The organism is Brevirhabdus sp., assembly GCF_052826345.1.
The window spans coordinates 1-26,377 of sequence record NZ_JBRBUA010000060.1; the positions used below are offsets into that span (position 1 = coordinate 1).

Consider the following 26,377-nt stretch of genomic DNA (forward strand, 5'->3'; position numbering starts at 1 on the left):
ACGGCCAGATCCGACAGATCCGACAGCAGCGGCGGCAGATCCTCGCCCGCCAGCGTGTCGATGGAGGCTGCGGCGGCGCCCGCGGATTCCAGCGCGGCCACCAGCTTGCTGATCGCCTGCTGATCGTTGAAATCGCTCAGCACGGTCTGCACCTGCGCCAGCGCGGCGCTGACATCGCCGGGCAGCGACTTGGCGCCTTCCGACGACAGAATGGCGTCGGCGCTGGCGGTCACGGCGGTCACCTGCTTCAACAGCTCCTCCAGCGGCAGGGCCTGCGCCTTTCGCGCCAGGGCGGAAAGATCCTCCACCAGCGGGGGCACCTGATCGGACAGCAGCGTATTGGCCGCCGCCGCCGCCTGACCTGCGGATTCCACCGCCGCAACCAGCTTGGTCACGCCATCGGCGGCGCGCAGATCGGCGATAATCCCCTGCAGATCGGCCACCGCCGATTCCAGCCCGCCGGCCACATTGCCCACCTGCCCCGGCAGGGCCTGGATTTCATCCGCGCCGACGATGCGGCGCACGTCGGCCAGCAGGCCCACGACCTCTTCGGGGACCTGTTGCAGCCCGTCGGTCTTGACCAGCGCCGTCGCCCCGTCGAGGAAATTGATGGCCGAGGACAGCAGCTCCTCGATGGGCAAGGTGTTGATGCGCTGGAACACGCCCTCGGCCGTGGCCGCCACGTCGGAGATATCGGATTCCACGCTGGGAAAGATCGGATAGGGTTCCACATTGCGCTGAAGCGTGGCGGGGGGCGCATCGGGAACGTTCAGCAATTCGACCTTCAGCCCGCCCGTCAGGATGTTGGCCGTCGCCAGACGGGCGCGCAGCCCGGCGGCGATGCGCTCTTCCAGAAACGACAGGATGTCCTCCTCGTTGACGGTCTCGCCCAGCCCCATCTTGCCGGGCTTGAGCGAGATCGTGGCCATCAGCCGGACCTGCCGGTCGCCGAAGCGCAGCGCGTCGACAAAGCCCGTCACCGCCGTCACCTGGCCCACGTTGACGCCGCTCAGCTCCACCGGAGAACCGGCGGCGAGACCGCTCACGTTGCCGTCGAAAATCACCGAAAGCTCTATCGCGGCGGAACTTTCGCTGTCGGAAAAAACGCTGTTGCGGGCGGAGCCCTCATCGGCGAAGAGCTGAAAGATCTTGCCCTTTTCGACCCTGGTGCCGCCCGAGACGACGGTATCGAAGCTGATACCGCCCGACAGCAGGGACGCCAGCGACTTGAAGTCCACCGACGCCCCGCCGGGGCCGAAGGAAAAGGTGAAGCCGGACGTGTCCCAGAACCGCGTCGCGCTGGTGATCAGCCGGTCGTAGGGCGCGGCGATGAACCCGTCGGCGATCGTGGATATGCCGTCATCGGCCAGCCGCGCATTGGCGACGCGCCCCACCTCCAGCCCCTTGTAGAGGATCGGCGTGTCGTTTGTGATGCCCTCGCCATTGCTGGAACTCAGCGTGATGATCAGCCCCTTCTGGTCGGGCTTGACCAGCGGCGCCTTGTCGGCGCCTTCGAATTCGGTTTGCAGGCCCAGGGGTTTGTCGTCCCAGGTGCCTTCGATGTAGACGCCCGACAGGACCGTATCCAGGCCGGTGACCCCCCGCGTCGTGACCTCCGGGCGGACCACCCAGAAACTGGATTCGGAATCGACGAACGGCCCCACGCCCTTTTCCAGGCGGATCGCCACGCTGACGCGGGTGAGATCGTTGTTGAACCCGACCTTCTCGACGCTGCCGACCTTGACGTTGCGGTAGCGCAGCTCGGTCTCGCCGGCGCGCACGCCTGCCGCATCCTTGAAGGAGATATGGATCAGCGGCCCGCGGTCCGCGAAGTTCTGCCAGGCCACGCCCAGCGAGATCACAAGCGCAGCGAGAGGGATCAGCCAGACGATGGAGGCGCGACGCCACAGGCTCTTGCGCGCGCGGTCGACCTTCAGATCCTTGGGCGTGTCGCTCACTTGGCGTCCTCCTCGATCCGGTCCCAGATCATGCGGCTGTCGAAAGCCTGGGCCGAAAGCATTGTGAATATTACCGATAGCGCAAATGTTATGGCAGCGGGACCGGGATTGATCGCCGCGGCCACATTCAACTGGACCAGGGCTGACAAAATGGCCACTACGAAGACATCGATCATCGACCAGCGGCCGATGTATTCGACCACCTCATAGATCTGCTGCCGCTTGTGGCCGGGCAGCTTGCTGCCGCGCCTGATGCTGATGGCCAGATAGGCGATGGCCATGAACTTGCCGATCGGGATGAAGACGCTGGCCACGATGACCACCGCGGCGACCACCCATGCGCCATGCAGCGCCAGCTCGACCGCGCCGCCGACGATGGTGTTTTCCTGCGTGGTGAAAAGGGTGCGCGTCTGCAGCATCGGGTAGAGGTTGGCCGGGATGTAGCACAAGACCCCCGCGATCCACCACGCCCAGACCCGTTGCAGGCTGCCCGCATCGCGCGACACCAGTTTCGCCCCGCAGCGCGCGCAGCGCTCGGTGCGTGCGGGCCAGACCTTGGCGCAGCGGGTGCACCCCACCAACCCGGCCTCGCGCGCGGTCAGGGCGAAAACGCTGTCGGCCTCGCTCACGTGGATTTCTCTTTTCCGATGAGCTTCCATACCGTCCAGCGCGAAAAGGAACTGTCCTGCCACAGCAGGATGATCACCAGCACCGCGAACATCCAGAATGCCGGCCCAAAGCCCACGCGCGCCAGGTCCGCCACCTTGATCAGCGCGACCGCCACGCCCAGCACGAAGATCTCGGCCATCGACCAGGGCCTCAGCGCCTCGGACAGCCGGAACGCCTCGGCGGCCCCCGGCAGGGGCTTTGCCCCGCGCGTGATCGGAGCCAGGACGTAAAGCAGCAGCAGCACGCGGCTGATCGGGATTACCACGATCAGCGCGGCCACCGCGAAGGACAGCGGCAGCATGTAGCCCTTGCTGAAGGTCAGCGCGGCATCGAAGACGGAGGCCGTGTTGTAAAACCCCGCCACGCGGATCTGCAGGAAAGGAAAGAAGATCGCGCCCATCATCAGGATCATCACCGTGACCGACAGCGCGACCGTCTGGTAGAGCGAGCCGCGGCGCGGCGCGATCAGCACGGTGTGGCACCTGGCGCAGGACGCGCGCTCCCCCGGGGCGGGTTCGACCACCCGGTAAAGCGCGTCGCACTGCGGGCAGGCGATCAGATCGTCGATGTCGGTCATTCAGCCCCGTCCGCCCTGATGGCGGATCGCGCCGCCTTGCCCGCAGCATAACGAGGCCCGCCGCGCGATTCCAGCCGTCGCGGCGCCGCCGGGGCATGACAGTCGCATCATTCGCGCCGCAGCCTGCCGCCCAGGATCACGATCCGCCGAAGATAGGCGCCGGCGATGCAATCCACATTCGCACCGCAGGCGTCGCGATCCCCGCGCAGCCAGGTCAACTGGCCGCGGTCGCCGTCGCGCGCCTTCACCCGGCCATAGACCGCTTCCAGCGCGGCATCCATGTCCGACAGCGTCTCGTCGGCGCAGATGGTCCGCTCCGTCGGGTTCAGGCGCGATCCGCCGCACCACGGGCGAGGCTTGCCCTCGAACCGGCGCGTCGCGGGGGCGGGAACGGGCGCGCGATCGGGTGTCGCGCGGGGGGCGCCGCGCAGATCCGTCAGCTGCGCGATGCGGTCCTGGTAGGCGCGTTCGATGCAGAATATGTCGCTGCCGCAGGCGTTGCGGCGATTGACCAGCCAGTCGCGCTGCGCGGCCGCCTGCCCCGCGCCCGCGTCGCGATAAAGCTGGCGCAGCGCATCGTCCATGTCGCCCAGGATCTGGTCGTTACAGATCGTGCGTTCCGTCGGGTTCAGATTGCCGTTGCCGCACCATGCCTGCGCCGCCGCAGGCGATGGCGCCAGCCCCAGCAGCGGCAGCGCCGCCAGGGCGAGTGCGCCGGCCAGTCTTGTTATCAATCCGTGCATGGCCCCGATCCCGACCCCCGATCGCTCGACAGCGCGAGGCAGGCGGCCCCGCGCGTGGTGTCAGTCGAACCTAGCGCGACCGTCCCGCGCAGCAAGGCCGCGCCGCGCGGATTGACAACGAACAGGCACGGGCGCGGCAGGCGCATGGCCTCAGTCCTGCGGTGCGATCTTGTCCTGCGTCCTCGTGTCGAAATCCGAGGCATCGTGACGCTCGTGCAGCTGCATGGCCGGATCGCCGAAGGACCGGTTGACCATGCGGCCCCGCCGCACCGCCGGTCGCGCGTCGATCGCCCTGGCCCAGCGCATCACATGGGTATAGCTCTCCACGTCCAGAAATTCGGCGGCGTCATAAAGCCGCCCGAGCACCAGCTGCCCGTACCACGCCCAGATCGCGATATCGGCGATGGTATACGCCTCGCCCGCGATATGGGTGGTCTGCGAAAGCTGCCGGTCCAGCACATCGAGCTGACGCTTGGCCTCCATCGAGAAGCGGTCGATAGGGTATTCCAGCTTGTCGGGGGCATAGGCATAGAAATGGCCGAACCCGCCGCCCAGATAGGGCGCGCTGCCCATCTGCCAGAACAGCCAGTTCAGGCATTCGGTCCGCGCCGCGGGCTCCTGCGGCAGCAGGGCGGAGAACCTCTCGGCCAGATAAAGCAGGATCGAGCCGGATTCGAAGATCCGGCGCGGGGGGCTGACGCTATGATCCATCAGCGCGGGTATCTTGGAATTCGGATTCACCTGCACGAAGCCGCTGCCGAACTGGTCGCCCTCGTTGATGCGGATCAGCCAGGCGTCGTATTCCGCGCCCTCGATGCCCATGGCCAGCAGCTCCTCCAGCATGACCGTCACCTTCACGCCGTTGGGCGTGGCCAGCGAATAAAGCTGGAACGGATGCGTGCCGACCGGCAGGTCCTTGTCGTGCGTCGGCCCGGCGATCGGGCGGTTGATGCTGGCGAACTGGCCGCCGCTTTCCGTTTCCCACTTCCAGACCTTGGGCGGGGTGTAGGATGATGCGTGCTCGCTCATGTCGGTTCCTTCTGTCGTCGCATTGCAATGGCTTTACCGGGTAATATGCGCGGCGCGGCGGCCACGGCAACGCCCTGGGCCTCCTCTGGCGCGCACACCCCCTTGTGCATCCCCTCTTGCATCGCGCCGCGCGCCCCTTCCGATCCATCCGTCCAGGAGGTCCGCGAACTTGCTCCGCGCGCTTTCACGGGCCGACGGGCGCGGTCGGGTGTGGGGACGAAAGGGGGCGAATGGGGGCACGGGCGTGCGGGAGACGCGCATCACAGGACGCGCCTATGTGTCCCGGCCCTCATCGCGATCATGGGGCCGCCCGCCCGCAGCCGGGTGCGCCGCGCCCAGCGCGGCCCGGCGGCGGGCGACCACGCGCACCATTATGGGCGCGCCGGTGATCACCAGGACGATACGGGTCAAATGGTGCACGATGACAAAACCCAGATCCGCCCCCGCCACGATGGCAAGCACCGTCATTTCCGCCTGCCCGCCGGGGGCGAAGGCCAGGAATGCCTCCACCGGATGCGCCAGCCCGGCAAGCACCACGATTTCGGTGATGGCGGCCGCCAGCAGCGCCAGGATCGCGACGAAGGCCACCCCCGACAGCACGTCGTGGCGCAGCTCCTGCAAGGTGACGCCGACGTAGTAGACGCCGATCCCCATGCCGATGAACAGCTGCGCGACCAGGATCGCCTCGGCCGGGGGGCGGAAGTGGATCACGCCCGACAGCGACAGGGCGGCCGTCACGATCATCGGCCCCAGGATCGAGGCGCCGAACAGGCGCAGACGCTCGCCCCCCTTCCAGCCGATCAGGGCCGCGGCCGTCATCAGCGCCATTTCCGCAGGCGGCAGGGTGGCGGCCGGGGCGCCGATCGGATTGCCCAACGTCGCGTCGAACATGCGCGTCATCACCAGCGGCGCCACCGACACGATGATCAGCACCCGCGTCGCATGGACCAGCGACAACGCCCGCACATCGCCGCCCGCAAGCTGGCCGAAGATCACCATGTCCTGCAGCCCGCCCGGCATCGCCGCGTAATAGGCGGTGATCGGGTCGAATTTGCACATGCGGGTGAAGAACGGCACGCCGATCGCCGCGATGATCAGGATATACGCCGGGATGAAGGCCACCGACAGCGTCATCTGCGGCAGCCGCGCGATGACCTCCGGCGTGATCGAAGCGCCGACCGCAACGCCCAGTATGGTACGCGCCGCCACAGAGACCACCCCCCATCCGCGCAGCGGCACCTTCAGCAGCGCCGCGATCAGGCAGGCGGTCATCGGCCCGAAGAGGAACGGCAGCGGCAGACCGGCAAGGCTGAACAACAGCGCCCCGCCCAGCGCCACCGCCAGGGTCTTGAGCCGGTTCGCATCGATCCACGTCACGCCGTTCTTCCCCGCGTCGCCCTCACCGCCGTTCCGCAATCTGTATACACATGGATACAACAGCGGCAAGGGCCCGCGTCGATCCCGGCGCCCGCGTGCCACCGCGCCCCGGCTCCGTGCCCCGGCTCCGTGCCCAGCCCTGTCCCGGGCTCGGCCCTGCCTCGCGCGCCCTGCCCTGCCCCGCTGCCCGCGCGGCGGCCCCCGCCGCCGAAATCGTAGGAATCGCCTGGGCGGCCGACGCCTGGTCATTTTTCAGAAAATTGCAACCTGCAATGATTTTTTGCACGGAAGCGTGTGCCAGACAGCACAACACACGGAACGAACGCTCAAGTCGCGGGTTAGAAGACCGAGAACACCGCCAACGCGGCACGCAGCAAGACCGAAGGAACCCCCGATGTACAGTATCTTCTACATGATCGGCGTCATTGTCGTCGTCCTCGCGCTCATTTCCCTCATCGCCTGATTTAAAGGAGTTCAAAATGTCAGACCCGACCCCGAACCACAAACCACAAACGACTGGCGAGAAAATCTCCGCATCGGCGAGCGAAGCCGCGAGCACCGTCAGCGACAAGGCACGCGAAACCGCATCCGCAGCCGCATCGCAGGCCCGGCAGCGCGCCGATGGCGCGAAGCAGGGCGTCGCCGACGAGGTTTCCAACGTGGCATCGGCCCTGCGCACGGCAGCAGGGGAATTGCGCGAGGGATCGCCGCAGGAACGCACCTTCGGGCAGATCGCCGAGGGGCTTGCCGATGCCTCCGACTCGATCCGCAACAAGGACCTCGGTGAAATGGCCAGCGACGTCAGCAATTTCGCGCGACGCAACCCGCTGGTGTTTCTGGGCGGCGCGGCGCTGCTCGGCTTTGCGGCAAGCCGCTTCGTCAAGGCATCGAGCCACCACGAGGACGCGCATACCAACATGCCCGACCTGCCGCGGTCGTCCACCGGGATGCCCCGCGGTCCGGCCAGTGCCTCGGCCAGTGCTTCGTCGACCAGTGCCTCGACCAGTGCTTCGGCCCGCCCGTCCTCGCCCGCCGTCAGCACCACGACCGGCGTCAGCCCGAAAGGAACAGTGTGATGAGCGATATTCATGAGAAATCGACAGGTGGCCTGCTGACCGAGGCCCTGACCCACGTGAGCGCCCTGGTGCGCAACGAGGTCGATCTGGCCCGCGCGGAAATCAGCGAAAACCTCAACCGTGCGGCGGTTGCCGTGGGCTTGCTCGTCGGCGCGCTCGTGCTGGCGCTGACGGCGCTGAACGTGCTGGCGGCCGCGCTGGTCGCCGCACTCGTCCGTCTGGGCATTCCCGACGGCTGGTCCGCGCTGATCGTGGGCGTTGTCCTGGCCGGTGTGGCCTTTGCGATGGTCGCCAAGGGCATCAACGACCTGAAACTGACCAGCCTGGCGCCCACCCGCACCAAAAAGAACATTCAACGCGACGCAGAAGCCGTCAAGGAGGCATACGATGCCAAGTGATACCCGTACTTCAGCAGAAATCGAACGCGATATCGAACAGGAACGCGCCGGGCTGACCGATACGCTGGAGGACCTGCAGGACAAGTTTTCCAGCGAGCGGATCATCCGCGAGATTTCCAACCAGTTCCGCGAGCATGGCGGCGATATCGGCCGCTCGGTCTCCAACGCGGTCAAGGAGAACCCCCTTGCGCTGACGCTGACCGGGGTGGGGCTTGCCTGGCTGATGTTCGGTCACGGCCCCCGTGCCGAGACGATTTCGCGCAAGATGCCGCGCCGCGGCGCCGATTTTTCCGGTGACTACGGCGATTACGCCACCCGCGACCGTTACGCCGTCGGCGACGGAATGGGCGGCGATGTCCACGGCGCGCCCTATGGCACGCCGGGCGACAGTTCCCGCAGCATGGGCGATCACATGTCCAGCACGGGCCAGTCGCTGCGCTCGGGCGCATCGCGCGTAGGCGACTCGGTCAGCGATGCCGGACATTCCGCGGCATCGGGCGTGGCGCGCGCGGGCCATTCGGTGAGCGCGGGCACCGCGCAGGCGGGCCGCTCGGTATCCGACACCGCGTCGCGCGCGGGCCATGCGGCGTCCGACAGCGCATCGCGGGCGGGCTCGGGCATCGCGAACGCCGGCCGCTCCATGGGGTCGGGCGTGTCCCACGCGGGCCAGTCGGTCTGGACCGGGATGTCGCAGGCGGGGTCGCGGGCCTCGGACGGGTGGCGCTCGGTGAAATCGGGCACCCGCCGCCGTGCCGAAAGCGCACGCGTCAGCGCGGGCCATCTGCGCGACCGCATCTACGAGGGCACGGAATCGCTGTCCGAAGAGGCACGCGCCCGCGTTATCGCCGCCCGGGAACAGGCCGTCGAGGCCCGCGCCGAGGCCGAGCGCCGCCTGCGCCAGGGCGCCGAAAGCGCGGCCGAATACTACGACGACCAGCCGCTGGTCGTGGGTGCGCTGGCGCTGGCGCTGGGGGCGGCCCTGGGCAGCGCCCTGCCCCATACCCGCCGCGAAGACGAGCTGATGGGCGAACATAGCGATCACCTCTATGCGGAGGCCGAGCGTATCTTCAACGAAGAGCGCGAGAAGGCGATGCGGGTGGCCGAGGCCGTGCGCGAAGAGGCAAGCGACATCGCGCGCGAAAAGCGCGATGAGCTCGACGAGCGCAAAAAGGCGATGGACGACGCCGCCCCGGGCGACCAGACCGCCGCAGAGGCTGCGAAGTCACAGGCGAAAGCCGCCGGTCGGCAGGCCAAGGAAGAAGTGAAATCCGCAGGGCAGCGCCTTGCCGATACCGCCAAATCCGAGGCCGACAAGCAGAACCTCGGCAAACCCAAGACGAGCTGAGGCCGCGGCCCCGCGGGGCCGCGCAACCACCCAGGGTCGGGGCGCGTACATTTGAACGCCCCGACCCTCGCAACGGAAGGAATCGACCATGGCCCGCGGCAGACACGCAGACAAACCGACCGAGATCCCCAAACCCGGCTGGAAAGACATCCTGCTGCGCGTCTGGGACGAAATCGGTAAGGATCACGTGGGTCTGATCGCAGCCGGTGTCGCCTTCTACGGTCTGCTGGCGCTGTTTCCCGCCATCACCGCCCTGATCGCGATCAGCGGGCTGGTCCTTCAGCCGCAGCAGATCATCAACCAGCTGAACCAGTATTCCAACCTGATGCCGCAGCAGGTGTCGCAGATCATCATCGATCAGGCGACCGCCGTGGCCGGGTCGCAGCAGGGCGGGCTGGGTCTGGCCGTGATCGTGGGTATCCTGCTGGCGCTCTACTCCGCCTCGAAAGGGATGCAGAGCCTGATGGAAGGGCTCAACGTCGCCTACGAAGAGGAAGAGACCCGCGGCTTTTTCAAGCGCTACCTCGTCACCTTCGCGCTGACGCTCTTCCTGATCGTGGGCATCATCATCGGCCTGACCTCGACGATGATCCTGCCGGTCGTGCTGTCGTTCCTGCCCTTCGGTCCGGCGATGGACACCGCGCTTGGCGGGCTCAGCTATGTGGTGCTGGCGCTGATGACGATCTTCGGGTTGAGCGTGCTCTACAGGTTCGGGCCCGACCGCGACGGCGCGAAATGGCGCTGGCTGACGCCGGGGTCGGTCCTCGCCTGCGTGATCTGGGTCGTGGCCTCCATCGGGTTTGCCTATTACGTCAGCCAGTTCGGCAGCTATAACAAGAGCTTCGGCACGCTGGCCGGTGCGATCGTGCTGCTGATGTGGTTGTGGATTTCCGCCTACATCGTGCTGATGGGCGCCGAACTGAACGCCGAGATCGAGGCCCAGACCAAGCACGACACGACCGTGGGCAAGCGCGAACCCATGGGTCAGCGCGGCGCCGAGAAGGCCGATAACCTTGGCGAGGCGCGCGGCGCCTGACGCGGGCGGACGGAAGTAAGGGGCGCGCCACACGACGCCGCCCGTCCCTTCCCGCCGCTGCCGACGCGGCCGTCGCCAAAGCGAAAGGCGTCCGGCTCTCAGGCGGCGGCGATGCTGCCCTCCGCGCCCGGTGCGCCCCCCTTTGGGCCCTCGTGTGCGCATCCATCCCGCAGGACGCGGCCCGCTATCGCGCGGCCCCGCGCACACCTCCCGCCCCTCAACCCACCGTTCCCCGCCCCACAACCAACCGTTCAAGGAGATCTCATGGACCTGATCCGCATCATCATCGCCATCCTGCTGCCGCCGCTGGGCGTTTTCCTGCAGGTGGGCTTCGGCAAGCATTTCTGGCTGAACATCCTGCTTACGCTTCTGGGGTATATCCCGGGCATCGTGCACGCCGTCTATATCATCGCCAAGAAATGACCCCGCCCGATCCGCGCGACCGGCGCGCCACCCTCGCCGGGGCCGACCGCGCGCTCGACCCGCGCGCCGCGCAGGAGCTGCGCCGACTGGACCGGCTGGCCCAGCTGCTGGACAGCCGGTTCCGCATCCCCGGCACGGGCATTCGCTTCGGCCTCGACGGTCTCATCGGCCTGGTACCGGGACTGGGCGATCTTGCAACGCTCGCGCCGTCTGCGTATCTGCTGGTACAGGCCAACCGGCTGGGGGTCTCGAAAGCCACGATGCTGCGTATGGCGGGCAATACCGGCATCGATTTCGCGATCGGTGCGGTGCCGCTGCTGGGCGACATCTTCGATATTGGATTCAAGGCCAACAACAGGAACGTGGCGCTGCTGCGCGCGGATCTGGAAAACCGGACAGCACGGGCGTCATCCCCCCGCCCCTGATCGCGCCCGGACGACACGAAAGGCACCGACGGCATGGTGATGGCGATAGTGGAAACCCTCCTGTGGCTTTTGACCGTTGCCTGCCTGGCCGTTTCGATCGCCCCTTTTCTTCCGACGCATGAATGGTGGGTCAGGATGTGGGATTTTCCGCGCATCCACATCGCGCTTGCCGCCGCCGCGGGGGCGGTTGCGGGCTTTGCCCTCCTGCGCGATTTCGGGCTGCTGGCGCCGGTGCTGCTGTCGCTCGTCACGCTCTATCAGCTTTACAAGGTGCTGCCCTACAGCCCTTTCGTGACGAAGGAGATCACGCTGATCGACCCGCCCGACTCGTCGCGGCTGATCCGCCTGATGGCTTCCAACGTGCTGATGGAAAACACCCGGCACGACAAGATCGCCGCCCTGATCGAGAGCGAGGATCCCGACATCCTGCTGCTGATGGAAACCGACGCCACCTGGCATGAGGCGCTGCGCGAGGTGCTGGCGCGCTACGACACGGTGCTGGCCCGCCCGCAGGACAATTACTACGGCATGATCTTCGCCACCCGGCTGCGCGTGACCGAAGCCGAAATGCTGGATCTCGAAGACGACGACACCCCCACCCTCTATGCCGAGATGAAGGCCCCCGACGACACGATATTCCGTTTTGTCGGGCTGCACCCCCGCCCGCCGGTCCCCGGCGAAGACACCGACGAGCGGGATGAGCTGATCCGCAAATCCGCCACCTTCGCGCATGATTCCGATGTGCCCGTCATCAGCATGGGCGATTTCAACGATGTCGCCTGGTCGCCCACGGCGCAGAAATTTCGCGAATACGGCGGCTATCTGGACCCGCGGATCGGGCGGGGGCTGATTTCAAGCTTTGACGCGAACCATGCGCTTTTGCGCTTTCCCATCGACCAGCTCTATCTGACGCCGCGGGTGGGGCTGGTGTCCTTCAGGCGCGGGCCGAACGTCGGCTCGGACCATTTCCCGATGTTCGCCGAGGTCTGGATACACGACGGCACGGTGACCACCGCCGCCGAGGCCGGACCGATCGACGAGGATATCCCCGGCGTGTCCTAGGTGCCCTAGCCCTGGGCGTCGCTGCCCGTGGCGTTCCGGTAATGGCGCGCGAACATGGCCGACATGGCGTCGCGCGACAACGGCGCATCGGGTTGCGCCTGCGCGGCATGCCGGATTTCGGGCGGCAGCGTCCGGCCGCGCGTCCTGAGCAGGGCGGCCATGAACCCCGCGTCGAATTCGGGGTGCGGCTGCACGCTCAGGATATGGCTGCCATAGGCGATCCCGGCATAGCGGCATTTGTCGGAATGCATGAAGACCCGCGCCTCGGGCGGCAGATCGACCACCTGGTCCTGATGCCAGGCCATCAGCGTCAGCGGCGCCTTCAGATCGCCTTCATAGCGCTGACGATAGACGACCCAGCCCTGATCCGATTTCTCGACCTTGCCGCCCAGCGCCTGCGCGATGATCTGATGGCCAAAGCAGATCCCGACCAGCGGCCTGCGCGCCGCATCGAGGCGGCGGATGAAATCCTCCAGCGGGGGGATCCAGGCGTGCGGCTCGTAGGCGCCGAAGCGGGAGCCGGTGATCAGCCAGCCGTCGGCGTCATCCACCGATGTCGGCATCTCGCCGTGCAGCACTTTCCAGGTGGTGGTGGTGAAACGGCCCACAGGCAGCAGGGCCGCGCACATGCTGTCGTAGTCGCCATGTTCCGCGCGCAGCTCTTCCGGCGCCTCGCCGGTTTGCAGAATGCCGATATGCATCAAACGTCCCTTGGTTTGCGCAGCAAATTGATGATGGTGGCCAGCGCATTCACGTCGGGGCTGCCCCCCCGGCCGCACCCTGGAAAGATCACCATCGGCAAGGTCGAGACCCCCGGAGCGGATACAAAGCGCGCAATGCCCAGATCGTCAAGGCTGAGCGTGCAGGAAGCCCGTCAGATCCCCAACCTGTCGCGCAGACCGTACCACCACGATCCGGCGACGGAATAGGGCACGCGAAAGCTGCGCCCGCCGGGGAACGGATACCAGGGCAGGCTGGCGAAGACGTCGAACCGGGTCAGATCGCCATGCACGGCCTCCGACAGGATGCGGCCGAACAGATGCGATCCGGTGACGCCGTGGCCCGAATAGCCATGCGCGAAATAGATGTTATCCCCCAGACGGCCCATCTGCGGGATGCGGGTGAAGGACAGGGCGAAATTGCCGCTCCAGGCATAGTCGACCCTTGCGCCCTTCATCTGCGGGAACACATGCTCCATCGCGGGGCGCAGCTTGGCCTCGATGTCGCGCGGGTCGGCGCCGCCATAGACCGTGCCGCCGCCGAACAGCAGCCGCTTGTCGGCGGACAGGCGGTAATAGTCGAGGATATAGCGCAGATCCTCGACACAGAGATCGGTGGGCAACAGCGCATCGGCGCGCGCGGCGCCCAGGGGCTCTGTCGCCATGACCTGCGTGGACACCGGCATGACCCGCGCCGCCAGCCTGGGCTCCACCTGCCCCAGATAGGCGTTGCCGCACAGGATCAGCACCTTGCAATGCACCGTGCCGCCCGGCGTGCTCAGAACCGGCGTGGGCCCGTGTTCGATATAGGTGACGGGGGACATCTCATGGATGGTGCCGCCCAGTTTCTCAATGGCGGCGGCCTCTCCCAGGGCCAGGTTCAGCGGGTGCATGTGCCCGCCCGAGCGGTCGATCATGCCGCCCGCATAGACATCGCTGGCCACGTGGCCCCTGACGGCGGCGGCATCCAGCATCTCATGATCGTCCATCCCGTGCCTGCGCCACAGCGCCTGCTTGGCCTCCAGCTCTTTCATCTGCTTGCCGGTATAGGCGGTGAACAGGTTGCCGGGCTTGAGATCGCAGGCGATGGCATGGCGGTCCACGAAACCGCGGATGATGCCCGCGCCTTCCTGCACCATGCGCCCGACCTTGGCGGCCAGATCGGGGCCATAGGTGGTCTCGATCTTCTGCAGGCTGGCGTTCAGCCCGTTGACCACCTGCCCGCCGTTGCGCCCCGACGCGCCCCAGCCGACGCGCGCCCCCTCGATCACGGTGACCTTATGGCCCTTTTCCGCCAGATGCAGCGCCGTCGACAGGCCCGAATAGCCCGCACCCACCACGCAGATATCCGCATCCACCCGCCCCGCGACGGCCGGACGTTCGGGCGCGGGATTAGCGCTTGCGGCATAATAGCTGCCCGGATAGGCCCCCGTCCCCGCATAGGGATGGGCGGCGCCGGTCGTCGCGGTCATCAGACGATCTCCAGGTAGCTGAGATATTCGAAATCGGTCACCCGACGCGCAAAGACCGCCTGTTCCTGTTCCTTGCACTCCACGAACATGGATATCAGCCGCTCGGGCAAAAACCGGCGCACCAGGGGCGAGGCGTCGAAGACATCCGTGGCCGAGGCCCAGTCGGGCATCAGCTCCTCCAGCTTCTGGCGATAGGCGTTGCCGGTGATGGGCGCGGGCGGCGGGGTCGCATCCTCGATCCCCGACAGCGCCGCGCCGAGGATGGCGCAAAGCACCAGATAGGGGTTGGCATCGGCGCCCGCGACGCGATGCTCGATCCGTCGGGCGGTCGGGCTGCCGCCGGGGATGCGGATCGCGGCGGTGCGGTTTTCATAGCCCCAGCACATCGCCGTGGGGGCATGGGCGCCCGGCTGCAACCGTCGATAGGAATTCAGATGCGGCGCGAACAGCACCGTGCTGTCGCGCATCGCGGCCATCAGCCCCGCCACCGCATGCAACAGCGTGTCGCTGCCCTTCTCGGTGCCATCGCTGAAGACATTCACCCCCTTCTTGTCGAGCAGGCTGAAATGCACGTGAAAGCCGCTGCCCGCCCTGTCGCCATAGGGTTTCGCCATGAAGCTGGCGGCAAAGCCATGCGCGCGGGCGGTGCGGCGCACGATCTCCTTGAAGAAGACCGCATCGTCGGCGGCGCGCAGCGCATCGTCGACATGCAGCAGGTTGATTTCGAACTGACCGGGGCCGTTTTCCGCGATCGCGGCATCCGCCGGGATCTGCTGCGCCGCGCAGGCCGCATAGACGTCGTTCAGAAAATCGTCGAATTGATCCAGTTCCGACAGCGACAGCACCGAGTCACGCTCCAGATGGCGGCCGGTCAGCGGCGAGACGGGCGCCTTTGGCCTGCGGCCGCTGGGATCGAACAGGTAAAACTCCAGCTCCGTCGCGATGACGGGGACCAGCCCGCGCTCGGAATAGCGGTCCAGGATCGCGGCCAGCGCGCGGCGCGGATCGCCCATGAAGGGCGCGCCGCTTTCCTCCTGCATCCACAGCGGATAGAGCGCGGCGCCCGGGCCCATCGGCAGGGGCCCGCGCCCGGTCCATTCGCAAATGCCGTCGGCGTCGCCCGATTCGAACACCAGCCCGCTGCCCTCGATATCCTCGCCCCAGATGTCCACGCCGCAGACCGACAGCGGCATCCGCACCGCGCCATCCGCGATCTTCTCGGCCGCATCCGCGGGCAGGCGCTTGCCGCGCAACGTGCCGTTCAGATCGCAGACCGCCGCAAAGGCGCGCCCCGCGGAGGGCGCCGACGTCGCGGGGGGATCTGTCTTGTCGACACTCACTTTTCAAGCCCTTTTTGTGATAGCATTTTTTGGGACGGTATACCTTTGTTACCGCCTGTCAAGCTGCTAGCCTGCCGTCGGAGCCCGCCAAACCGGCCCCCCGCAGCACACGAGAACCACCACGAAACCCCGCGATGAACAAGCCGCTGAACCATCCGACGCTGAACCTGCCCCCCGTCGCCGCCATCGCGGGCGAAACGGCGCAGGAGTGCGCCTATCGCAGGCTGCGGCACGCGCTGATGGTGGGCGCGATCCCGCCCGGTCGCCCGCTGACGATCCGCGGTCTGGCAGCGGTTTTCGGGCTCAGCCCGACCCCCGTGCGCGAGGCGCTGCGGCGCCTGTCCTCGGAAAACGCGCTGAGCGTTCTGGGCAACCGCCGCATCCAGGTCGCGCCGATGACCGCCCAGCGCTTCGAAGAGCTGGTGTCGCTGCGCTGCACGGTCGAGGCTCACGCCGCCGAACGCGCGATTTCCTATGTTTCCGATGCATTGATCGAAGCGCTGAGCGCGCTTGACCAGCGCCTCGACGCCGCCATCGCGGCACAGGATTACGACCGGATCGCGATCCTGAACCAGCGCTTTCACAGCAGCATCTACCGTGCCAACCCGCATGAGGTGGCGATGCCGCTGGTCGAAAGCATCTGGCTGCAACTCGGTCCCTTCAACCGGGTCGCGGCGCATTACATCTCCGAGCATTATCTGGTCGACCGCCACGCGGAAATACTCGACGCGATGCGCGCGCGCGATCCGATCGCGATCTCCGTCGCGGTCGAGGCCGACATCCGCGACGGGGTCGGCCGCATGGGCCGCACCGCCTTGCGCAAGATCCTTGGCGGCGAAAATCCCGGGCCGACCGCAAACTGACGCAATTTGTGATATCTTTTGGGGACAGGACACCGCCAAACCGACCGCCCCATATCCGCTCCGATCGAAAGGACACCCTTCATGGCACTGGAAGATGCGCAGACACAGGCCGACCTGGCCTTCACCCGAAACGACCCACGCGGGCTGGCGTTCGAGAACGCCTTCGGCGGCGCGACGTCGTTCCTGCGCCGCCGCTATACCAAGGATCTCGCCGGGGTCGATCTGGCGATCACCGGCATCCCCTTCGATCAGGCGGTCACCAACCGCCCCGGCACCCGGCTGGGCCCGCGCGCCATTCGCGAGGCCAGCACGCTGCAACCGTATGACCCGCCCTACGGCTGGGGTTTCGACCCGCTGTCGGAATTCGCCGTCGTCGATTACGGCGACATGCCCTTCGACTATGCCCGCACGCCCGCCTTTCCGCAGGCGGTGACGGACCATATCACCCGCATCCTCGACAGCGGTGCGGCCAGCATCACGCTGGGCGGCGATCACTACATCAGCTTTCCGATCCTGCGCGCCTATGCGGCCAAATTCGGTCCGCTCTCGCTGATCCAGTTCGACGCGCATTCCGACACCTGGCCCGATGACGATTTCGGCCGGATCGACCACGGCACGATGTTCTACAAGGCGATCAAGGAAGGGCTGATCGACCCCGCGCGCTCGGTTCAGGTGGGCATTCGCACGACCAACCCCGACACGATGGGCGTGCACACCATCGACGCGCGGGAGGTGCACGAAAGCACCCCCGCCGCCATCGCGCAAAAGATCAAGGGCATCGTCGGCAACGCCCGCGCCTATCTCACGTTCGACATCGACGCGCTCGACCCGGCTTTCGCGCCGGGCACCGGCACACCGGTCTGGGGCGGGCTGGCCAGCTGGCAGGCCGCCGCGATCCTGCGCGATCTGGCCGGCATCAATCTGTTGGGGGGCGACGTAGTCGAGGTCTCGCCGCCCTTCGACGCGGGCGGCGCCACCGCCGTCGCGGGCGCACATGTCGCGATGGAAATCCTGTGCCTCTGGGCCTGGACCCGGCGCAAGCCCGGCTGAGCCGCCGCCTCCCGCCTCCCGGCGGGCGGCTTCTTCTTGGAAAAATACTCTCCCGCCGAAGGCGCCCGCCGTTGCCTGATCGCGGCTCCTTGAGTCCGGCTCCTCAGCCCGCGGGATCATCCCCCACGCGCACCAGCTGTTTGCCGAAATTGCCGCCCTCCAGCAGGTCGAGGAACGCCTGCGGGGCGGCGTCCAGCCCTTCGGCCACCGATTCGCGGTAGGTGACCCGGCCATCGCGAACCATCGGCCCGACATCTTGCAAAAAGGCGGGCAGCCGGTCGAAGTGGTCGAAGATGATGAACCCCTGCACCCGCAGCCGCTGCGTCAGGATCGTGCGCCAGACCCTGGGCAGCGGCATGGCATCGGCCAACCCCTTGCCCGAATACCAGGCGATCATGCCGCAGAGCGCGATGCGCCCGCCCACGTTCATCGCGGGGATCACCGCCTCCAGCGTCTTGCCGCCGACGTTTTCGTAATAGACATCCACCCCCGCGGGCGCGGCCTCGGCGATGGCCTTTTGCAGCGCCTCGGCGTCCAGCGCGTGGTGGTCGAGGCAGAGGTCGTATTGCAGATCCTTCTCGGCAAAGGCGCATTTTTCGGCGCCGCCCGCCACGCCGATCACATGCATCCCCTTCTGCTTGGCCAGCTGCCCCACAAGGCTGCCGACCGCGCCCGTCGCGGCCGACACCACGATGGTTTCGCCCGACTGCGCCTGCGCGATGTCATTGAGCCCCACCCAGGCGGTGTGCCCCGGCATCCCCAGCACGCCCAGCGCGGTGGAAATCGGCGCGATGGCGGGATCGATCTTGCGCACGCCGGTGCCATCCGACAGCGCGTGGCTGGACCAGCCGAAGCCCCCCATCACGATGTCGCCCCTGGCGAAATCGCCGTTGCGGCTGTCGATGACCTCGGCCACGCAGGCGGCCTCCATCGTGTCGCCGATGGCGACGGGTTTGGCATAGGATTTGCTGTCGTCCATCCGTCCGCGCATGTAGGGGTCCAGCGACAGCCAGATCACGCGCGCCAGGAACTGGCCGTCCTGCGGCCTGGGCAGCGGGCCGGACTCGAGCCGGAAATTGTCGGTACTCGGCGTGCCCTGGGGCCGCGATGCCAGCACGATACGGCGCAGTTGATCGCTCATTGGACTTGTCCTTTTGCAGTGGCGTTGCCTGTTGACCTAAGCGCCGCGCACGCGATTGCCAAGCGGCCGCGCCGGCGCGCTCAGATCCCCTCGCCCTTGACCGCCTGCATGCAGACATGGGTGGAGGTGCTCGACACATGCGGAAGATTGGAAATCACCTCTCCCAGCACACGGCGGTAGGCGGCGATGTCGGGAGTGCGGATTTTCAGCAGATAATCGAACGCCCCCGCGATCATGTGGCATTCCTCGATCTCGGGCACGTCCGAAACGGCGAGGTTGAACGCCCGCAGGGCCTTTTCGGTGGTGTCCAGCAGGCGCACCTCGGCAAAGGCGATGTGGTCAAGCCCCAGTTTCGTGTAATCCAGCACCGCGCGGAACCCCTGGATATAGCCCTCTTCCTGAAGCCGCTTGACGCGGACCTGGCACGGGCTTTTCGACAGGCCCACGCGGCGGGCCAGATCCGTCACCGGCAGGCGGCCATCCTGACTGAGGATATCGAGAATCTTCAGGTCATATCGGTCCAGTGGGTCCGTTCTTGCCGTGCGATCCGCCATCTTGTCCTGCGTTCGATGAAAACTTAGGGGCGATAGCCCGAAAAAAGATGAAATTCGGGCAACCGGCCCGAAGAAGGAGGAATATATAGTCATTGACCCATCCGCAAGGACATAGCCATGCGCCCTTTGCCTGATCTGCGTGCCGCCATCCGTTCCGTCCACCGTCAGCCCGAGGAGGCCGCGCTGGCGCGGCTGCGCGAGGTGGCGCCCGACGCCGCCCTGCGGCAGGCCGCCGGTCGGCGCGGCGCCGCGCTGGTGCGCCACATCCGCGCCGATGCCGATCCGGGGCTGATGGAGGTCTTTCTGGCCGAATACGGCCTGTCGACGGATGAGGGCATCGCGCTGATGTGCCTGGCCGAAGCGCTGCTGCGCGTGCCCGACCCCGAAACCATCGACGCGCTGATCGAGGACAAGATCGCCCCCTCGGCCTGGGGGGCGCATCTGGGGCATTCGTCCTCCTCGCTGGTCAATGCCTCCACCTGGGCGCTGATGCTGACGGGCAAGGTGCTGGAACGCGACCGGGGCACCGGGATGGCGGCCGCGCTGCGCGGCGCGGTCAAGCGGCTGGGCGAGCCGGTGATCCGCACCGCCGTGGGCCGCGCGATGCGCGAGCTGGGCCAGCAGTTCGTGCTGGGCGAAACCATCGAGGATGCGGTCCGGCGCGGGCGCGACCGGGCGAAACGCGGCTATACCTATTCCTACGACATGCTGGGCGAGGCCGCGATGACCGCCGCCGATGCCGATGGGTTCTTCGCCTCTTACGCCGATGCCATCGACCGGCTGGCACGGCACGCGGGCAAGGGCGACATCCGCAGCAATCCGGGCATTTCGATCAAGCTGTCGGCGCTGCATCCCCGCTATGAGGCCGCGCAGGCCGAACGCGTGATGACCGAACTGGTGCCGCGCGTGCTGCATCTGGCGCAGGCCGCGCGGCGTGCCAACATGGGCCTGAACATCGACGCCGAGGAAGCCGACCGCCTGGATCTGTCGCTCGACGTGATCGAGCGGGTGTTGCGCGACAGCTCGCTCGAGGGCTGGGACGGTTTCGGCGTGGTGGTGCAGGCCTACGGCAAGCGCGCGCTGCCGGTGATCGACTGGCTGCACGCGTTGGCCGAGCGGCTGGACCGGCGCATCATGGTCCGGCTGGTCAAGGGCGCCTATTGGGACACGGAAATCAAACACGCCCAGGTCGAGGGGCTGGCCGGTTTTCCCGTCTTTACCCGCAAGCCCGCCACCGATGTGTCCTTCCTGTGCTGCGCCCAGCGCCTGCTGGACCTGCGCGACCGCATCTATCCGCAATTCGCCACCCACAACGCCCATACCGTCGCCTGCGTGCTGGAAATGGCGGGCAGCGACACGCGCAGCTTCGAGTTCCAGCGCCTGCACGGCATGGGCGAGGCGCTGCATGACGCCGTGCTGACCCGCGAAGGCACGGCCTGCCGGATCTACGCCCCCGTCGGCGCGCATCGCGATCTGCTGGCCTATCTGGTGCGCCGCCTGCTGGAAAACGGGGCGAATTCATCTTTCGTCAACCAGATCGTGGACGAGACCATCCCCCCCGAACAGGTCGCCGCCGACCCTTTCGACCAGCTGGACCAAAGCGCGGATCTGCCCGCCGCGGTGCAGATGCCCGCGGCGCTGTTTCGCGGGCGGCGCAACAGCCGCGGCTGGGATCTGAGCGATCCGTTAACGCTAGCCGATCTGGACGGCGCCCGCGCCGAGTGGCGCGGGCATCAATGGCAGGCCGCGCCGCTGCTGGCCTGCGACGCGCAGCCCGCGCCCGAGGTCGCGCAGGTGCAAAACCCCGCCGATCCCGGCGATATCGTGGGGCAGCTCGCCCTGGCCTCGGCCGAGGACGCGGCCGCGGCGGCGAGCGCGGCGCAGCCATGGGCCGCCCCCCCGGCCGAGCGCGCGGCGGTGCTGCGCCGTGCATCGGATCTTTACGAAGAGGCGCACCCCCAGATCTTTGCCCTGCTGGCGCGGGAGGCCGGAAAGGGCCTGCCCGACGCGGTGGCCGAACTGCGCGAGGCCGTCGATTTCCTGCGCTACTACGCCAATGAGGCCGAACGACTGGTTGAGGGCGCGGCGGATGACGCGGCGCTTGGCGCGGTCAGCTGCATATCGCCCTGGAACTTCCCGCTCGCGATTTTCACCGGACAGATCGCCGCCGCGCTGGCGGCGGGCAATGCCGTTCTGGCCAAACCGGCGGAAGCCACGGGGCTGATCGCCCATCTTGCCACCGGCCTGCTGCACCGCGCGGGCGTGCCACGCGCCGCGCTGCAACTGCTGCCGGGGCATGGCGCGACGGTGGGTGCCGCGCTGTCCGCCCACCCCGACACCGCCGCCATGGCCTTCACCGGCTCGACCGCCACCGCCCAGGCCATCCACCGCAGCCTGGCGCGCCATGCGGCCCCCCACGCGCCGCTGATCGCGGAAACCGGCGGGTTGAACGCGATGATCGTGGACAGCACCGCCCTGCCCGAACAGGCGATCCGCGATGTGGTCATGTCGGCCGTCCGCTCGGCCGGGCAGCGCTGTTCGGCGCTGCGCATCCTCTACGTGCAGCGCGACATCGCCGAAAGCTTCACCGCCATGTTGAAAGGCGCGATGGACGAGCTGTCGCTGGGCGATCCCTGGCGGCTGGACACCGACATCGGCCCGGTGATCGACGACGCGGCACGCCGCAAGATCGAGGATCACATCACCGCCGCCCGTCAGGACGGCCGCCTGCTGCACCGCGTCGAGGCGCCCGCGCGCGGGTATTTCGTGCCGCCCTCCCTGCTACGCGTCGATGGCATCGAGGATCTGGAACAAGAGATCTTCGGCCCGGTCCTGCATCTGGCCACCTATCGCGCGGAGGATCTGGACCGCGTCGTCGATGCGATCAACGCCAGCGGCTACGGGCTGACCTTCGGGCTGCACAGCCGCATCGATGACCGCGTCGAGCAGGTGTCCGAGCGTATCAAGGCCGGCAACGTCTATATCAACCGCAACCAGATCGGCGCGGTCGTCGGATCGCAGCCCTTCGGGGGCGAAGGGCTTTCGGGCACCGGCCCCAAGGCGGGCGGGCCGCATTACGTCGCGCGGTTCCGCGCGGTGGCGCCGGTGCGCCATGAGGCCCCCGAGGCGGACACGCGGGTTGACCGCGTCGCCCTGGCCCGCGCGCTGGAGGATGCCGATCTGCCGCATACCCCGGCGCTCTCCACCATCACCCTGCCGGGACCGACGGGCGAATCCAACCGGCTGACGGTGCTGGGGCGCGGCACGGTGCTGTGTCTGGGCCCGACCGCCAGGGATGCGCTGGCACAGGCGCGCATCGCCCGCGCCGCCGGGTGCCAGCCGGTCGCGGTCGCGCCGGGACTGCGGGCGGATCAGGGGCTGGATGGGACCGTCGATCCGGCATGGCTGTCGGGGCTGACCCCGCTGGATCTGGTCGTATGGTGGGGGGACGACGCGACCGCGCGCGCCCTGCGCATCGCGCTGTCGGACCGGGAGGGCGCGATCGTGGGCCTCGTCACCGGGCACGACCTGTCGGCGCGCTGCCGTCAGGAACGCCACATCTGCATCGACACCACGGCGGCGGGCGGCAACGCCTCGCTGCTGGCCGCCAGCAGCTAGGGGGCGACTCGTCTCAGCGCCTTGTGCCGCGCCGCCATCTCGCGCGCAGGCCGTGCGCGCCCGCGTCCTTTGGGGGCAGGACCGGCCCGTCGGTCTGCCCCACCCGGTCGTGGCGCGCGAAGGCCGCGCCCGCCACGCGATTCCACAGGTTCAGCGACAGGCGCCACACGACAAGCAGCCCCACGACGATCACCGCCAGAATGGACCACAACAGCCAGTTGATCCCGCCCGCATCCGGCCCCGCCACGGCCCAGACCTTGGTGGCGTTGGGATAGATGCTCAGCCACTCGTTGCGCCAGCCGTAATGGCGGATGGCGACCCATTGCGGGTTCGCCGCGGTCGAGCGCAGGTCGGCGGCCTCGGTTTGCAGATTGGAACTGTCGAGCTTGAAATAGGGCGGCCAGCCCCAGCCCGTGTCCTCGTTGCGGTAGACCATCGTGCTGCCGTCGGCCATCTTGGTATTGATGAAGCGCACGTCGCGGTTGATCTGGGCGCTGGCCCCGCCGTCCGCCGCCGCCCAGAAAATCGAGTTGCGGCCGAAATCGACCCGGCGCACCTCGGTATCGGTGATCCGCACGATATCGACCTGCGGCAGCGTGTAGTGCAGGAAGCCCCCCACAATGATCGCGATCAGACCCAGCAATCCCCATTTCACATAGCGCATCGTGTTCTTCCTCAGGTTCCGCTGGTTGCCATTATGACGACCGTGACCAGCACCACGGGCGCGCCGTAGATCCAGGGGATCAGACGGCGGTGCAGGCGCCTTTCATAGACGGCCAGCCGCTCCCGCACAAAGGCGTCGCGCGCATTGGGGTGCCAACCCCGGCTTGTCCGGAGCTTGTCGGCGAACTCGTCTTCCAGCCGCTCCTTCTTTCCGCTGCGAAAATACAGAAAGACAGGCAGGTAAAGGGCGCTCAGAAACCCCAGCAGAACGGCATAGACCCGCAACAGCGCCATCACACCCCCGATCGCCCGCGATAGGCAGGGCGCGCGACAGCGGCGCGCCCTTTCATTGTCGTTACAAATATCCCTGCGCGGCGCGAAAACAACCGCCCGGGCCCGCGGTTTAGCCCACCACGTTGAAATCGGGCCCGTAGGGATAGCCGGTGATATTTTCCGCGCCGTCCTCGGTCACGATCAGGATGTCATGTTCGCGGTAGCCACCGGCGCCGGGCTGGCCCTCGGGGATGGTCAGCATCGGCTCCATGCTGATGACCATGCCGGGCTCCAGCACCGTGTCGATATCCTCGCGCAGCTCCAGCCCGGCCTCGCGGCCGTAGTAATGCGACAGCACGCCAAAGGAATGCCCATAGCCGAAGCTGCGGTATTGCAGCAGGTCACGCTCGGCGAAAAAGGCGTTCACGCCCTGGGTGATCTCGGCGCAGCTGGCGCCCGGCCTGATCAGTGAAATGCCCAGCTCATGCGCGCCGACGTTGGCCGCCCAGACCCTGGCCGAAGCGTCATCGACCGCGCCCACGAACAGCGTGCGTTCCAGCGCGGTGTAATAGCCCGAGATCATCGGAAACGTGTTCAGCGACAGGATATCGCCGTGCTGCAAGGCCCGTGCGGTGACCGGGTTATGCGCGCCGTCGGTGTTCAGCCCGGATTGGAACCAGACCCAGGTGTCGCGGTATTCGGCATCGGGAAAGCGCTTGGCGATGTCCAGCTCCATCGCGTCGCGCCCGGCCATCGCCACGTCGATTTCGCGCGCGCCCTCGCGCACTGCGTCGCGGATGGCATAGCCGCCGACGTCGGCCACGGCGGCGCCCGCGCGGATCAGCGCGATCTCGGCGGGGGATTTGTGCATCCGCTGACGCATCGTGGCAGGCGCCAGATCGAGCGTTTCGGCGGGGGCGAGGAAAAGCTTCAGCTTTTCGAGCTGCGCGACGGACAAATGATCGCCCTCGAACCCGACGCGGCCGCCCGTACCCGTGACCGAGGCGATCGCGCGCCAGTAGTTGTCGCGCTTCCAGTCGGTGTAGGTGATGTTGTCCCCGTGACAGCGCCGCCACGGCTGGCCCGCGTCGATGCCGGCCGAAATCGTCACGCAATCGCGCGCGGTCACCACGCAGGCATAGGGCCTGCCGAACGCGCAATAGAGAAAGCCGGAATAATAGGCGATGTTGTGCATCGAGCTCAGCACGACGGCATCCGCGCCCTCTTGCGACATGATCTGCCGCAGGCCCTTCAGCCGGGCCTCGTATTCGGCGCCGTCGAAGGGCAGCGGTGCCTTCTCGCCGTTGTGGAAACGATAGTATTCTGCTCTGGTATCGATCATTTCGACCTCCGTCTTGGACGGGCCCGCGCCGCGTCCTCAAAAGGTCCCGGCGTTCAGGACGGTATGCAGCGCCCTTGCGAGGGGAAATCGTAAGGACAGGCGACGCCATCGCCTTGCGCTGATCCCGCATAGCGCCCGATGCGGGCCTCGGGCAAGGTATTTCGACGCAAGACCGGAGGATGACATGCGACAGGGGCCGCGAAACACGATCACCGATGTGGCGGGGCTGCGCGTGGGGCAGGCGCATGATGCGGCGCTGCGTTCCGGCGTGACGGTGCTGACCGCCGATGCGCCCTTTACCGCGGGGGTGCATGTGATGGGCGGCGCGCCCGGCACGCGGGAAACCGACCTGCTGGCCCCCGACCGGCTGGTGCAGCAGGTGGATGCGCTGGTGCTGTCGGGCGGCTCGGCCTTCGGGCTGGATGCGGCCTCGGGGGTGGCGGATGCGCTGCGCTGCGCCGGGCGCGGCTTTGCCGTGGGCGATCAGCGGGTGCCCATCGTGCCCGCCGCGATCCTGTTCGATCTGGGCAATGGCGGCGACAAGGCGTGGCGCAAGAGCCCCTATGCCGCGCTTGGTGCCGCGGCGCTGGAGGCTGCCGACACCGAGGTGCGCCTGGGCACCGCGGGCGCGGGCTATGGCGCCGCGACGGCGGATCTGAAGGGCGGGATCGGGTCGGCCTCCTGCGTGCTGCCGGGGGGTGCCACGGTCGGCGCGCTGGTGGCGGTCAACGCGCTGGGCAGCGCCTGCGTGCCGGGCACCCGGCATTTCTGGGCCGCCCCGTTCGAGATCGACGCTGAATTCGGCGGCCTGGGTCCGGCACCCGCAACGCCCCTGCCATTCCCGCCCCGGCTCAAGGGCGGGCCGGACAACGGCCGCGGGCAGGCCACCACCATCGCCATTGTCGCCACCGATGTGGCGCTCAACCAGGCGCAATGCACGCGGCTGGCCATTGCGGCGCATGACGGAATGGCCCGCGCGCTGGTGCCGTCGCACACGCCCTTCGACGGCGATCTGGTCTTTGCCGCGGCCACGGGCGCCCGCCAGCCGGAGGGCGGCGATGCCGCGCTGCTTTTGCTCGGGCACGCCGCCGCCTGCTGCCTGTCGCGGGCCATCGCGCGCGGCGTCTATGAGGCAAGCGCGATGGCGGGCGACCAGATGCACAGCTGGCAGACCCGCGACTGACGCGGCAAGCGGCGCGACAACGCATCCCGCCACCATGCAGG

25 protein-coding genes are annotated in these 26,377 nt (G+C 67.5%); 11 read left to right on the forward strand and 14 right to left on the reverse strand.

Features of this window, described 5'->3' with window-relative positions; genetic code table 11:
- The 6 genes from ACU0BR_RS07250 to ACU0BR_RS07275 form a co-directional block, all read right to left on the reverse strand.
- A partial coding sequence (locus ACU0BR_RS07250; protein WP_446156183.1) for a PqiB family protein occupies positions 1 to 1,958 on the reverse strand: 1,958 nt, incomplete at its 3' end.
- Complete coding sequence (locus ACU0BR_RS07255; RefSeq protein ID WP_446156184.1) at positions 1,955 to 2,617, reverse strand: paraquat-inducible protein A; 663 nt, start codon at positions 2,615 to 2,617, stop codon at positions 1,955 to 1,957. The genes ACU0BR_RS07250 and ACU0BR_RS07255, both read right to left, overlap by 4 nt.
- A complete protein-coding gene (locus ACU0BR_RS07260) occupies positions 2,584 to 3,204 on the reverse strand; it encodes a paraquat-inducible protein A (protein WP_446156185.1) in 621 nt (206 codons plus the stop codon). Before ACU0BR_RS07260 ends, ACU0BR_RS07255 begins: the two co-directional genes overlap by 34 nt.
- Before the next feature lie 107 nt (positions 3,205 to 3,311).
- On the reverse strand, positions 3,312 to 3,947 hold the full coding sequence (locus tag ACU0BR_RS07265; protein WP_446156186.1) for a hypothetical protein: 636 nt from the start codon (positions 3,945 to 3,947) through the stop codon (positions 3,312 to 3,314).
- Positions 3,948 to 4,097: 150 nt separating this feature from the next.
- Positions 4,098 to 4,976, reverse strand: coding sequence for a glutathione-dependent disulfide-bond oxidoreductase (gene yghU, locus ACU0BR_RS07270; protein ID WP_446156187.1), 879 nt, complete (start codon positions 4,974 to 4,976; stop codon positions 4,098 to 4,100).
- Positions 4,977 to 5,249: 273 nt separating this feature from the next.
- The gene (locus ACU0BR_RS07275) at positions 5,250 to 6,353 is read right to left on the reverse strand and encodes an AbrB family transcriptional regulator (RefSeq protein WP_446156188.1); all 1,104 of its coding nucleotides are present in this window, start codon (positions 6,351 to 6,353) and stop codon (positions 5,250 to 5,252) included.
- A gap of 479 nt (positions 6,354 to 6,832) precedes the next feature.
- Between ACU0BR_RS07275 and ACU0BR_RS07280 the strand changes: the two genes are divergently transcribed.
- The 7 genes from ACU0BR_RS07280 to ACU0BR_RS07310 all read left to right on the forward strand — a co-directional run bounded on the left by ACU0BR_RS07280 (position 6,833) and on the right by ACU0BR_RS07310 (position 12,118).
- Positions 6,833 to 7,429, forward strand: a complete 597-nt coding sequence (locus ACU0BR_RS07280; RefSeq protein ID WP_446156189.1) for a hypothetical protein — start codon at positions 6,833 to 6,835, stop codon at positions 7,427 to 7,429.
- The gene (locus ACU0BR_RS07285) at positions 7,429 to 7,827 is read left to right on the forward strand and encodes a phage holin family protein (RefSeq protein WP_446156190.1); all 399 of its coding nucleotides are present in this window, start codon (positions 7,429 to 7,431) and stop codon (positions 7,825 to 7,827) included. The genes ACU0BR_RS07280 and ACU0BR_RS07285 overlap by 1 nt, the downstream gene beginning before the upstream one ends.
- The gene (locus tag ACU0BR_RS07290) at positions 7,817 to 9,172 is read left to right on the forward strand and encodes a DUF3618 domain-containing protein (RefSeq protein ID WP_446156191.1); all 1,356 of its coding nucleotides are present in this window, start codon (positions 7,817 to 7,819) and stop codon (positions 9,170 to 9,172) included. Before ACU0BR_RS07285 ends, ACU0BR_RS07290 begins: the two co-directional genes overlap by 11 nt.
- 88 nt (positions 9,173 to 9,260) lie before the next feature.
- Positions 9,261 to 10,208, forward strand: a complete 948-nt coding sequence (locus ACU0BR_RS07295; RefSeq protein ID WP_446156192.1) for a YihY/virulence factor BrkB family protein — start codon at positions 9,261 to 9,263, stop codon at positions 10,206 to 10,208.
- A 264-nt stretch (positions 10,209 to 10,472) separates the two neighbouring features.
- Positions 10,473 to 10,631: a YqaE/Pmp3 family membrane protein gene (locus tag ACU0BR_RS07300; RefSeq protein ID WP_446156193.1), complete on the forward strand. Its 159-nt coding sequence runs from the start codon at positions 10,473 to 10,475 to the stop codon at positions 10,629 to 10,631.
- On the forward strand, positions 10,628 to 11,056 hold the full coding sequence (locus ACU0BR_RS07305) for a DUF4112 domain-containing protein (protein WP_446156194.1): 429 nt from the start codon (positions 10,628 to 10,630) through the stop codon (positions 11,054 to 11,056). The genes ACU0BR_RS07300 and ACU0BR_RS07305 overlap by 4 nt, the downstream gene beginning before the upstream one ends.
- A 33-nt stretch (positions 11,057 to 11,089) precedes the next feature.
- Entirely contained in the window at positions 11,090 to 12,118 is a 1,029-nt protein-coding gene (locus ACU0BR_RS07310; RefSeq protein WP_446156195.1) for an endonuclease/exonuclease/phosphatase family protein, read from the forward strand.
- A gap of 5 nt (positions 12,119 to 12,123) precedes the next feature.
- Here the strand turns inward: ACU0BR_RS07310 and ACU0BR_RS07315 are convergent, their stop codons facing one another.
- From ACU0BR_RS07315 to ACU0BR_RS07325, 3 genes are all read right to left on the reverse strand, one after another.
- Positions 12,124 to 12,819, reverse strand: a complete 696-nt coding sequence (locus ACU0BR_RS07315) for a type 1 glutamine amidotransferase (RefSeq protein ID WP_446156196.1) — start codon at positions 12,817 to 12,819, stop codon at positions 12,124 to 12,126.
- A 173-nt stretch (positions 12,820 to 12,992) separates the two neighbouring features.
- Positions 12,993 to 14,309: an NAD(P)/FAD-dependent oxidoreductase gene (locus ACU0BR_RS07320; RefSeq protein WP_446156197.1), complete on the reverse strand. Its 1,317-nt coding sequence runs from the start codon at positions 14,307 to 14,309 to the stop codon at positions 12,993 to 12,995.
- The gene (locus tag ACU0BR_RS07325; RefSeq protein WP_446156198.1) at positions 14,309 to 15,649 is read right to left on the reverse strand and encodes a glutamine synthetase family protein; all 1,341 of its coding nucleotides are present in this window, start codon (positions 15,647 to 15,649) and stop codon (positions 14,309 to 14,311) included. Before ACU0BR_RS07325 ends, ACU0BR_RS07320 begins: the two co-directional genes overlap by 1 nt.
- A gap of 134 nt (positions 15,650 to 15,783) precedes the next feature.
- Here ACU0BR_RS07325 and ACU0BR_RS07330 point away from each other — a divergent pair, with 134 nt between their 5' ends.
- Complete coding sequence (locus tag ACU0BR_RS07330) at positions 15,784 to 16,512, forward strand: GntR family transcriptional regulator (RefSeq protein WP_446156199.1); 729 nt, start codon at positions 15,784 to 15,786, stop codon at positions 16,510 to 16,512.
- An 81-nt stretch (positions 16,513 to 16,593) separates the two neighbouring features.
- Positions 16,594 to 17,562 (forward strand): agmatinase, encoded by a 969-nt coding sequence (speB, locus tag ACU0BR_RS07335; RefSeq protein ID WP_446156200.1) that lies wholly within the window; start codon positions 16,594 to 16,596, stop codon positions 17,560 to 17,562.
- Between the two features lie 103 nt (positions 17,563 to 17,665).
- Here speB and ACU0BR_RS07340 read toward each other — a convergent pair whose 3' ends face one another.
- Positions 17,666 to 18,703 carry an NADP-dependent oxidoreductase gene (locus ACU0BR_RS07340; RefSeq protein WP_446156201.1) on the reverse strand — a complete coding sequence of 346 codons (1,038 nt, stop codon included), beginning with the start codon at positions 18,701 to 18,703 and terminating at the stop codon, positions 17,666 to 17,668.
- A gap of 80 nt (positions 18,704 to 18,783) precedes the next feature.
- Positions 18,784 to 19,257 carry an Lrp/AsnC family transcriptional regulator gene (locus tag ACU0BR_RS07345; protein ID WP_446156202.1) on the reverse strand — a complete coding sequence of 158 codons (474 nt, stop codon included), beginning with the start codon at positions 19,255 to 19,257 and terminating at the stop codon, positions 18,784 to 18,786.
- Positions 19,258 to 19,374: 117 nt separating this feature from the next.
- Here ACU0BR_RS07345 and putA point away from each other — a divergent pair, with 117 nt between their 5' ends.
- Positions 19,375 to 22,875 (forward strand): bifunctional proline dehydrogenase/L-glutamate gamma-semialdehyde dehydrogenase PutA, encoded by a 3,501-nt coding sequence (gene putA / locus ACU0BR_RS07350; protein ID WP_446156203.1) that lies wholly within the window; start codon positions 19,375 to 19,377, stop codon positions 22,873 to 22,875.
- A 13-nt stretch (positions 22,876 to 22,888) separates the two neighbouring features.
- Here the strand turns inward: putA and ACU0BR_RS07355 are convergent, their stop codons facing one another.
- The 3 genes from ACU0BR_RS07355 to ACU0BR_RS07365 form a co-directional block, all read right to left on the reverse strand.
- Complete coding sequence (locus tag ACU0BR_RS07355; RefSeq protein WP_446156204.1) at positions 22,889 to 23,539, reverse strand: DUF1523 family protein; 651 nt, start codon at positions 23,537 to 23,539, stop codon at positions 22,889 to 22,891.
- 11 nt (positions 23,540 to 23,550) lie between these two features.
- A complete protein-coding gene (locus ACU0BR_RS07360; RefSeq protein ID WP_446156205.1) occupies positions 23,551 to 23,832 on the reverse strand; it encodes a hypothetical protein in 282 nt (93 codons plus the stop codon).
- Positions 23,833 to 23,941: 109 nt separating this feature from the next.
- The gene (locus ACU0BR_RS07365) at positions 23,942 to 25,153 is read right to left on the reverse strand and encodes an aminopeptidase P family protein (protein ID WP_446156206.1); all 1,212 of its coding nucleotides are present in this window, start codon (positions 25,151 to 25,153) and stop codon (positions 23,942 to 23,944) included.
- Positions 25,154 to 25,337: 184 nt separating this feature from the next.
- On the opposite strand from ACU0BR_RS07365, the gene ACU0BR_RS07370 reads away from it, so the two are divergent.
- Positions 25,338 to 26,336 (forward strand): P1 family peptidase, encoded by a 999-nt coding sequence (locus ACU0BR_RS07370; protein WP_446156207.1) that lies wholly within the window; start codon positions 25,338 to 25,340, stop codon positions 26,334 to 26,336.
- The last annotated feature ends 41 nt before the right edge of the window (positions 26,337 to 26,377 follow it).

Excerpts from the sequence above, each read along its gene's own strand:
- ACU0BR_RS07320 (WP_446156197.1), bottom strand. The coding sequence starts at position 14,309 with ATGACCGCGACGACCGGCGCCGCCCATCCCTATGCGGGGACGGGGGCC.
- ACU0BR_RS07280 (WP_446156189.1), top strand. The coding sequence starts at position 6,833 with ATGTCAGACCCGACCCCGAACCACAAACCACAAACGACTGGCGAGAAA.
- ACU0BR_RS07285 (WP_446156190.1), top strand. The coding sequence starts at position 7,429 with ATGAGCGATATTCATGAGAAATCGACAGGTGGCCTGCTGACCGAGGCC.
- ACU0BR_RS07315 (WP_446156196.1), bottom strand. The coding sequence starts at position 12,819 with ATGCATATCGGCATTCTGCAAACCGGCGAGGCGCCGGAAGAGCTGCGC.
- yghU (WP_446156187.1), bottom strand. The coding sequence starts at position 4,976 with ATGAGCGAGCACGCATCATCCTACACCCCGCCCAAGGTCTGGAAGTGG.
- ACU0BR_RS07295 (WP_446156192.1), top strand. The coding sequence starts at position 9,261 with ATGGCCCGCGGCAGACACGCAGACAAACCGACCGAGATCCCCAAACCC.
- ACU0BR_RS07260 (WP_446156185.1), bottom strand. The coding sequence starts at position 3,204 with ATGACCGACATCGACGATCTGATCGCCTGCCCGCAGTGCGACGCGCTT.
- ACU0BR_RS07365 (WP_446156206.1), bottom strand. The coding sequence starts at position 25,153 with ATGATCGATACCAGAGCAGAATACTATCGTTTCCACAACGGCGAGAAG.
- ACU0BR_RS07305 (WP_446156194.1), top strand. The coding sequence starts at position 10,628 with ATGACCCCGCCCGATCCGCGCGACCGGCGCGCCACCCTCGCCGGGGCC.
- ACU0BR_RS07310 (WP_446156195.1), top strand. The coding sequence starts at position 11,090 with ATGGTGATGGCGATAGTGGAAACCCTCCTGTGGCTTTTGACCGTTGCC.
- ACU0BR_RS07255 (WP_446156184.1), bottom strand. The coding sequence starts at position 2,617 with ATGGAAGCTCATCGGAAAAGAGAAATCCACGTGAGCGAGGCCGACAGC.
- ACU0BR_RS07345 (WP_446156202.1), bottom strand. The coding sequence starts at position 19,257 with ATGGCGGATCGCACGGCAAGAACGGACCCACTGGACCGATATGACCTG.
- ACU0BR_RS07300 (WP_446156193.1), top strand. The coding sequence starts at position 10,473 with ATGGACCTGATCCGCATCATCATCGCCATCCTGCTGCCGCCGCTGGGC.
- ACU0BR_RS07360 (WP_446156205.1), bottom strand. The coding sequence starts at position 23,832 with ATGGCGCTGTTGCGGGTCTATGCCGTTCTGCTGGGGTTTCTGAGCGCC.
- ACU0BR_RS07340 (WP_446156201.1), bottom strand. The coding sequence starts at position 18,703 with ATGAGCGATCAACTGCGCCGTATCGTGCTGGCATCGCGGCCCCAGGGC.
- ACU0BR_RS07265 (WP_446156186.1), bottom strand. The coding sequence starts at position 3,947 with ATGCACGGATTGATAACAAGACTGGCCGGCGCACTCGCCCTGGCGGCG.
- ACU0BR_RS07355 (WP_446156204.1), bottom strand. The coding sequence starts at position 23,539 with ATGCGCTATGTGAAATGGGGATTGCTGGGTCTGATCGCGATCATTGTG.
- putA (WP_446156203.1), top strand. The coding sequence starts at position 19,375 with ATGCGCCCTTTGCCTGATCTGCGTGCCGCCATCCGTTCCGTCCACCGT.
- ACU0BR_RS07330 (WP_446156199.1), top strand. The coding sequence starts at position 15,784 with ATGAACAAGCCGCTGAACCATCCGACGCTGAACCTGCCCCCCGTCGCC.
- ACU0BR_RS07290 (WP_446156191.1), top strand. The coding sequence starts at position 7,817 with ATGCCAAGTGATACCCGTACTTCAGCAGAAATCGAACGCGATATCGAA.
- speB (WP_446156200.1), top strand. The coding sequence starts at position 16,594 with ATGGCACTGGAAGATGCGCAGACACAGGCCGACCTGGCCTTCACCCGA.
- ACU0BR_RS07370 (WP_446156207.1), top strand. The coding sequence starts at position 25,338 with ATGCGACAGGGGCCGCGAAACACGATCACCGATGTGGCGGGGCTGCGC.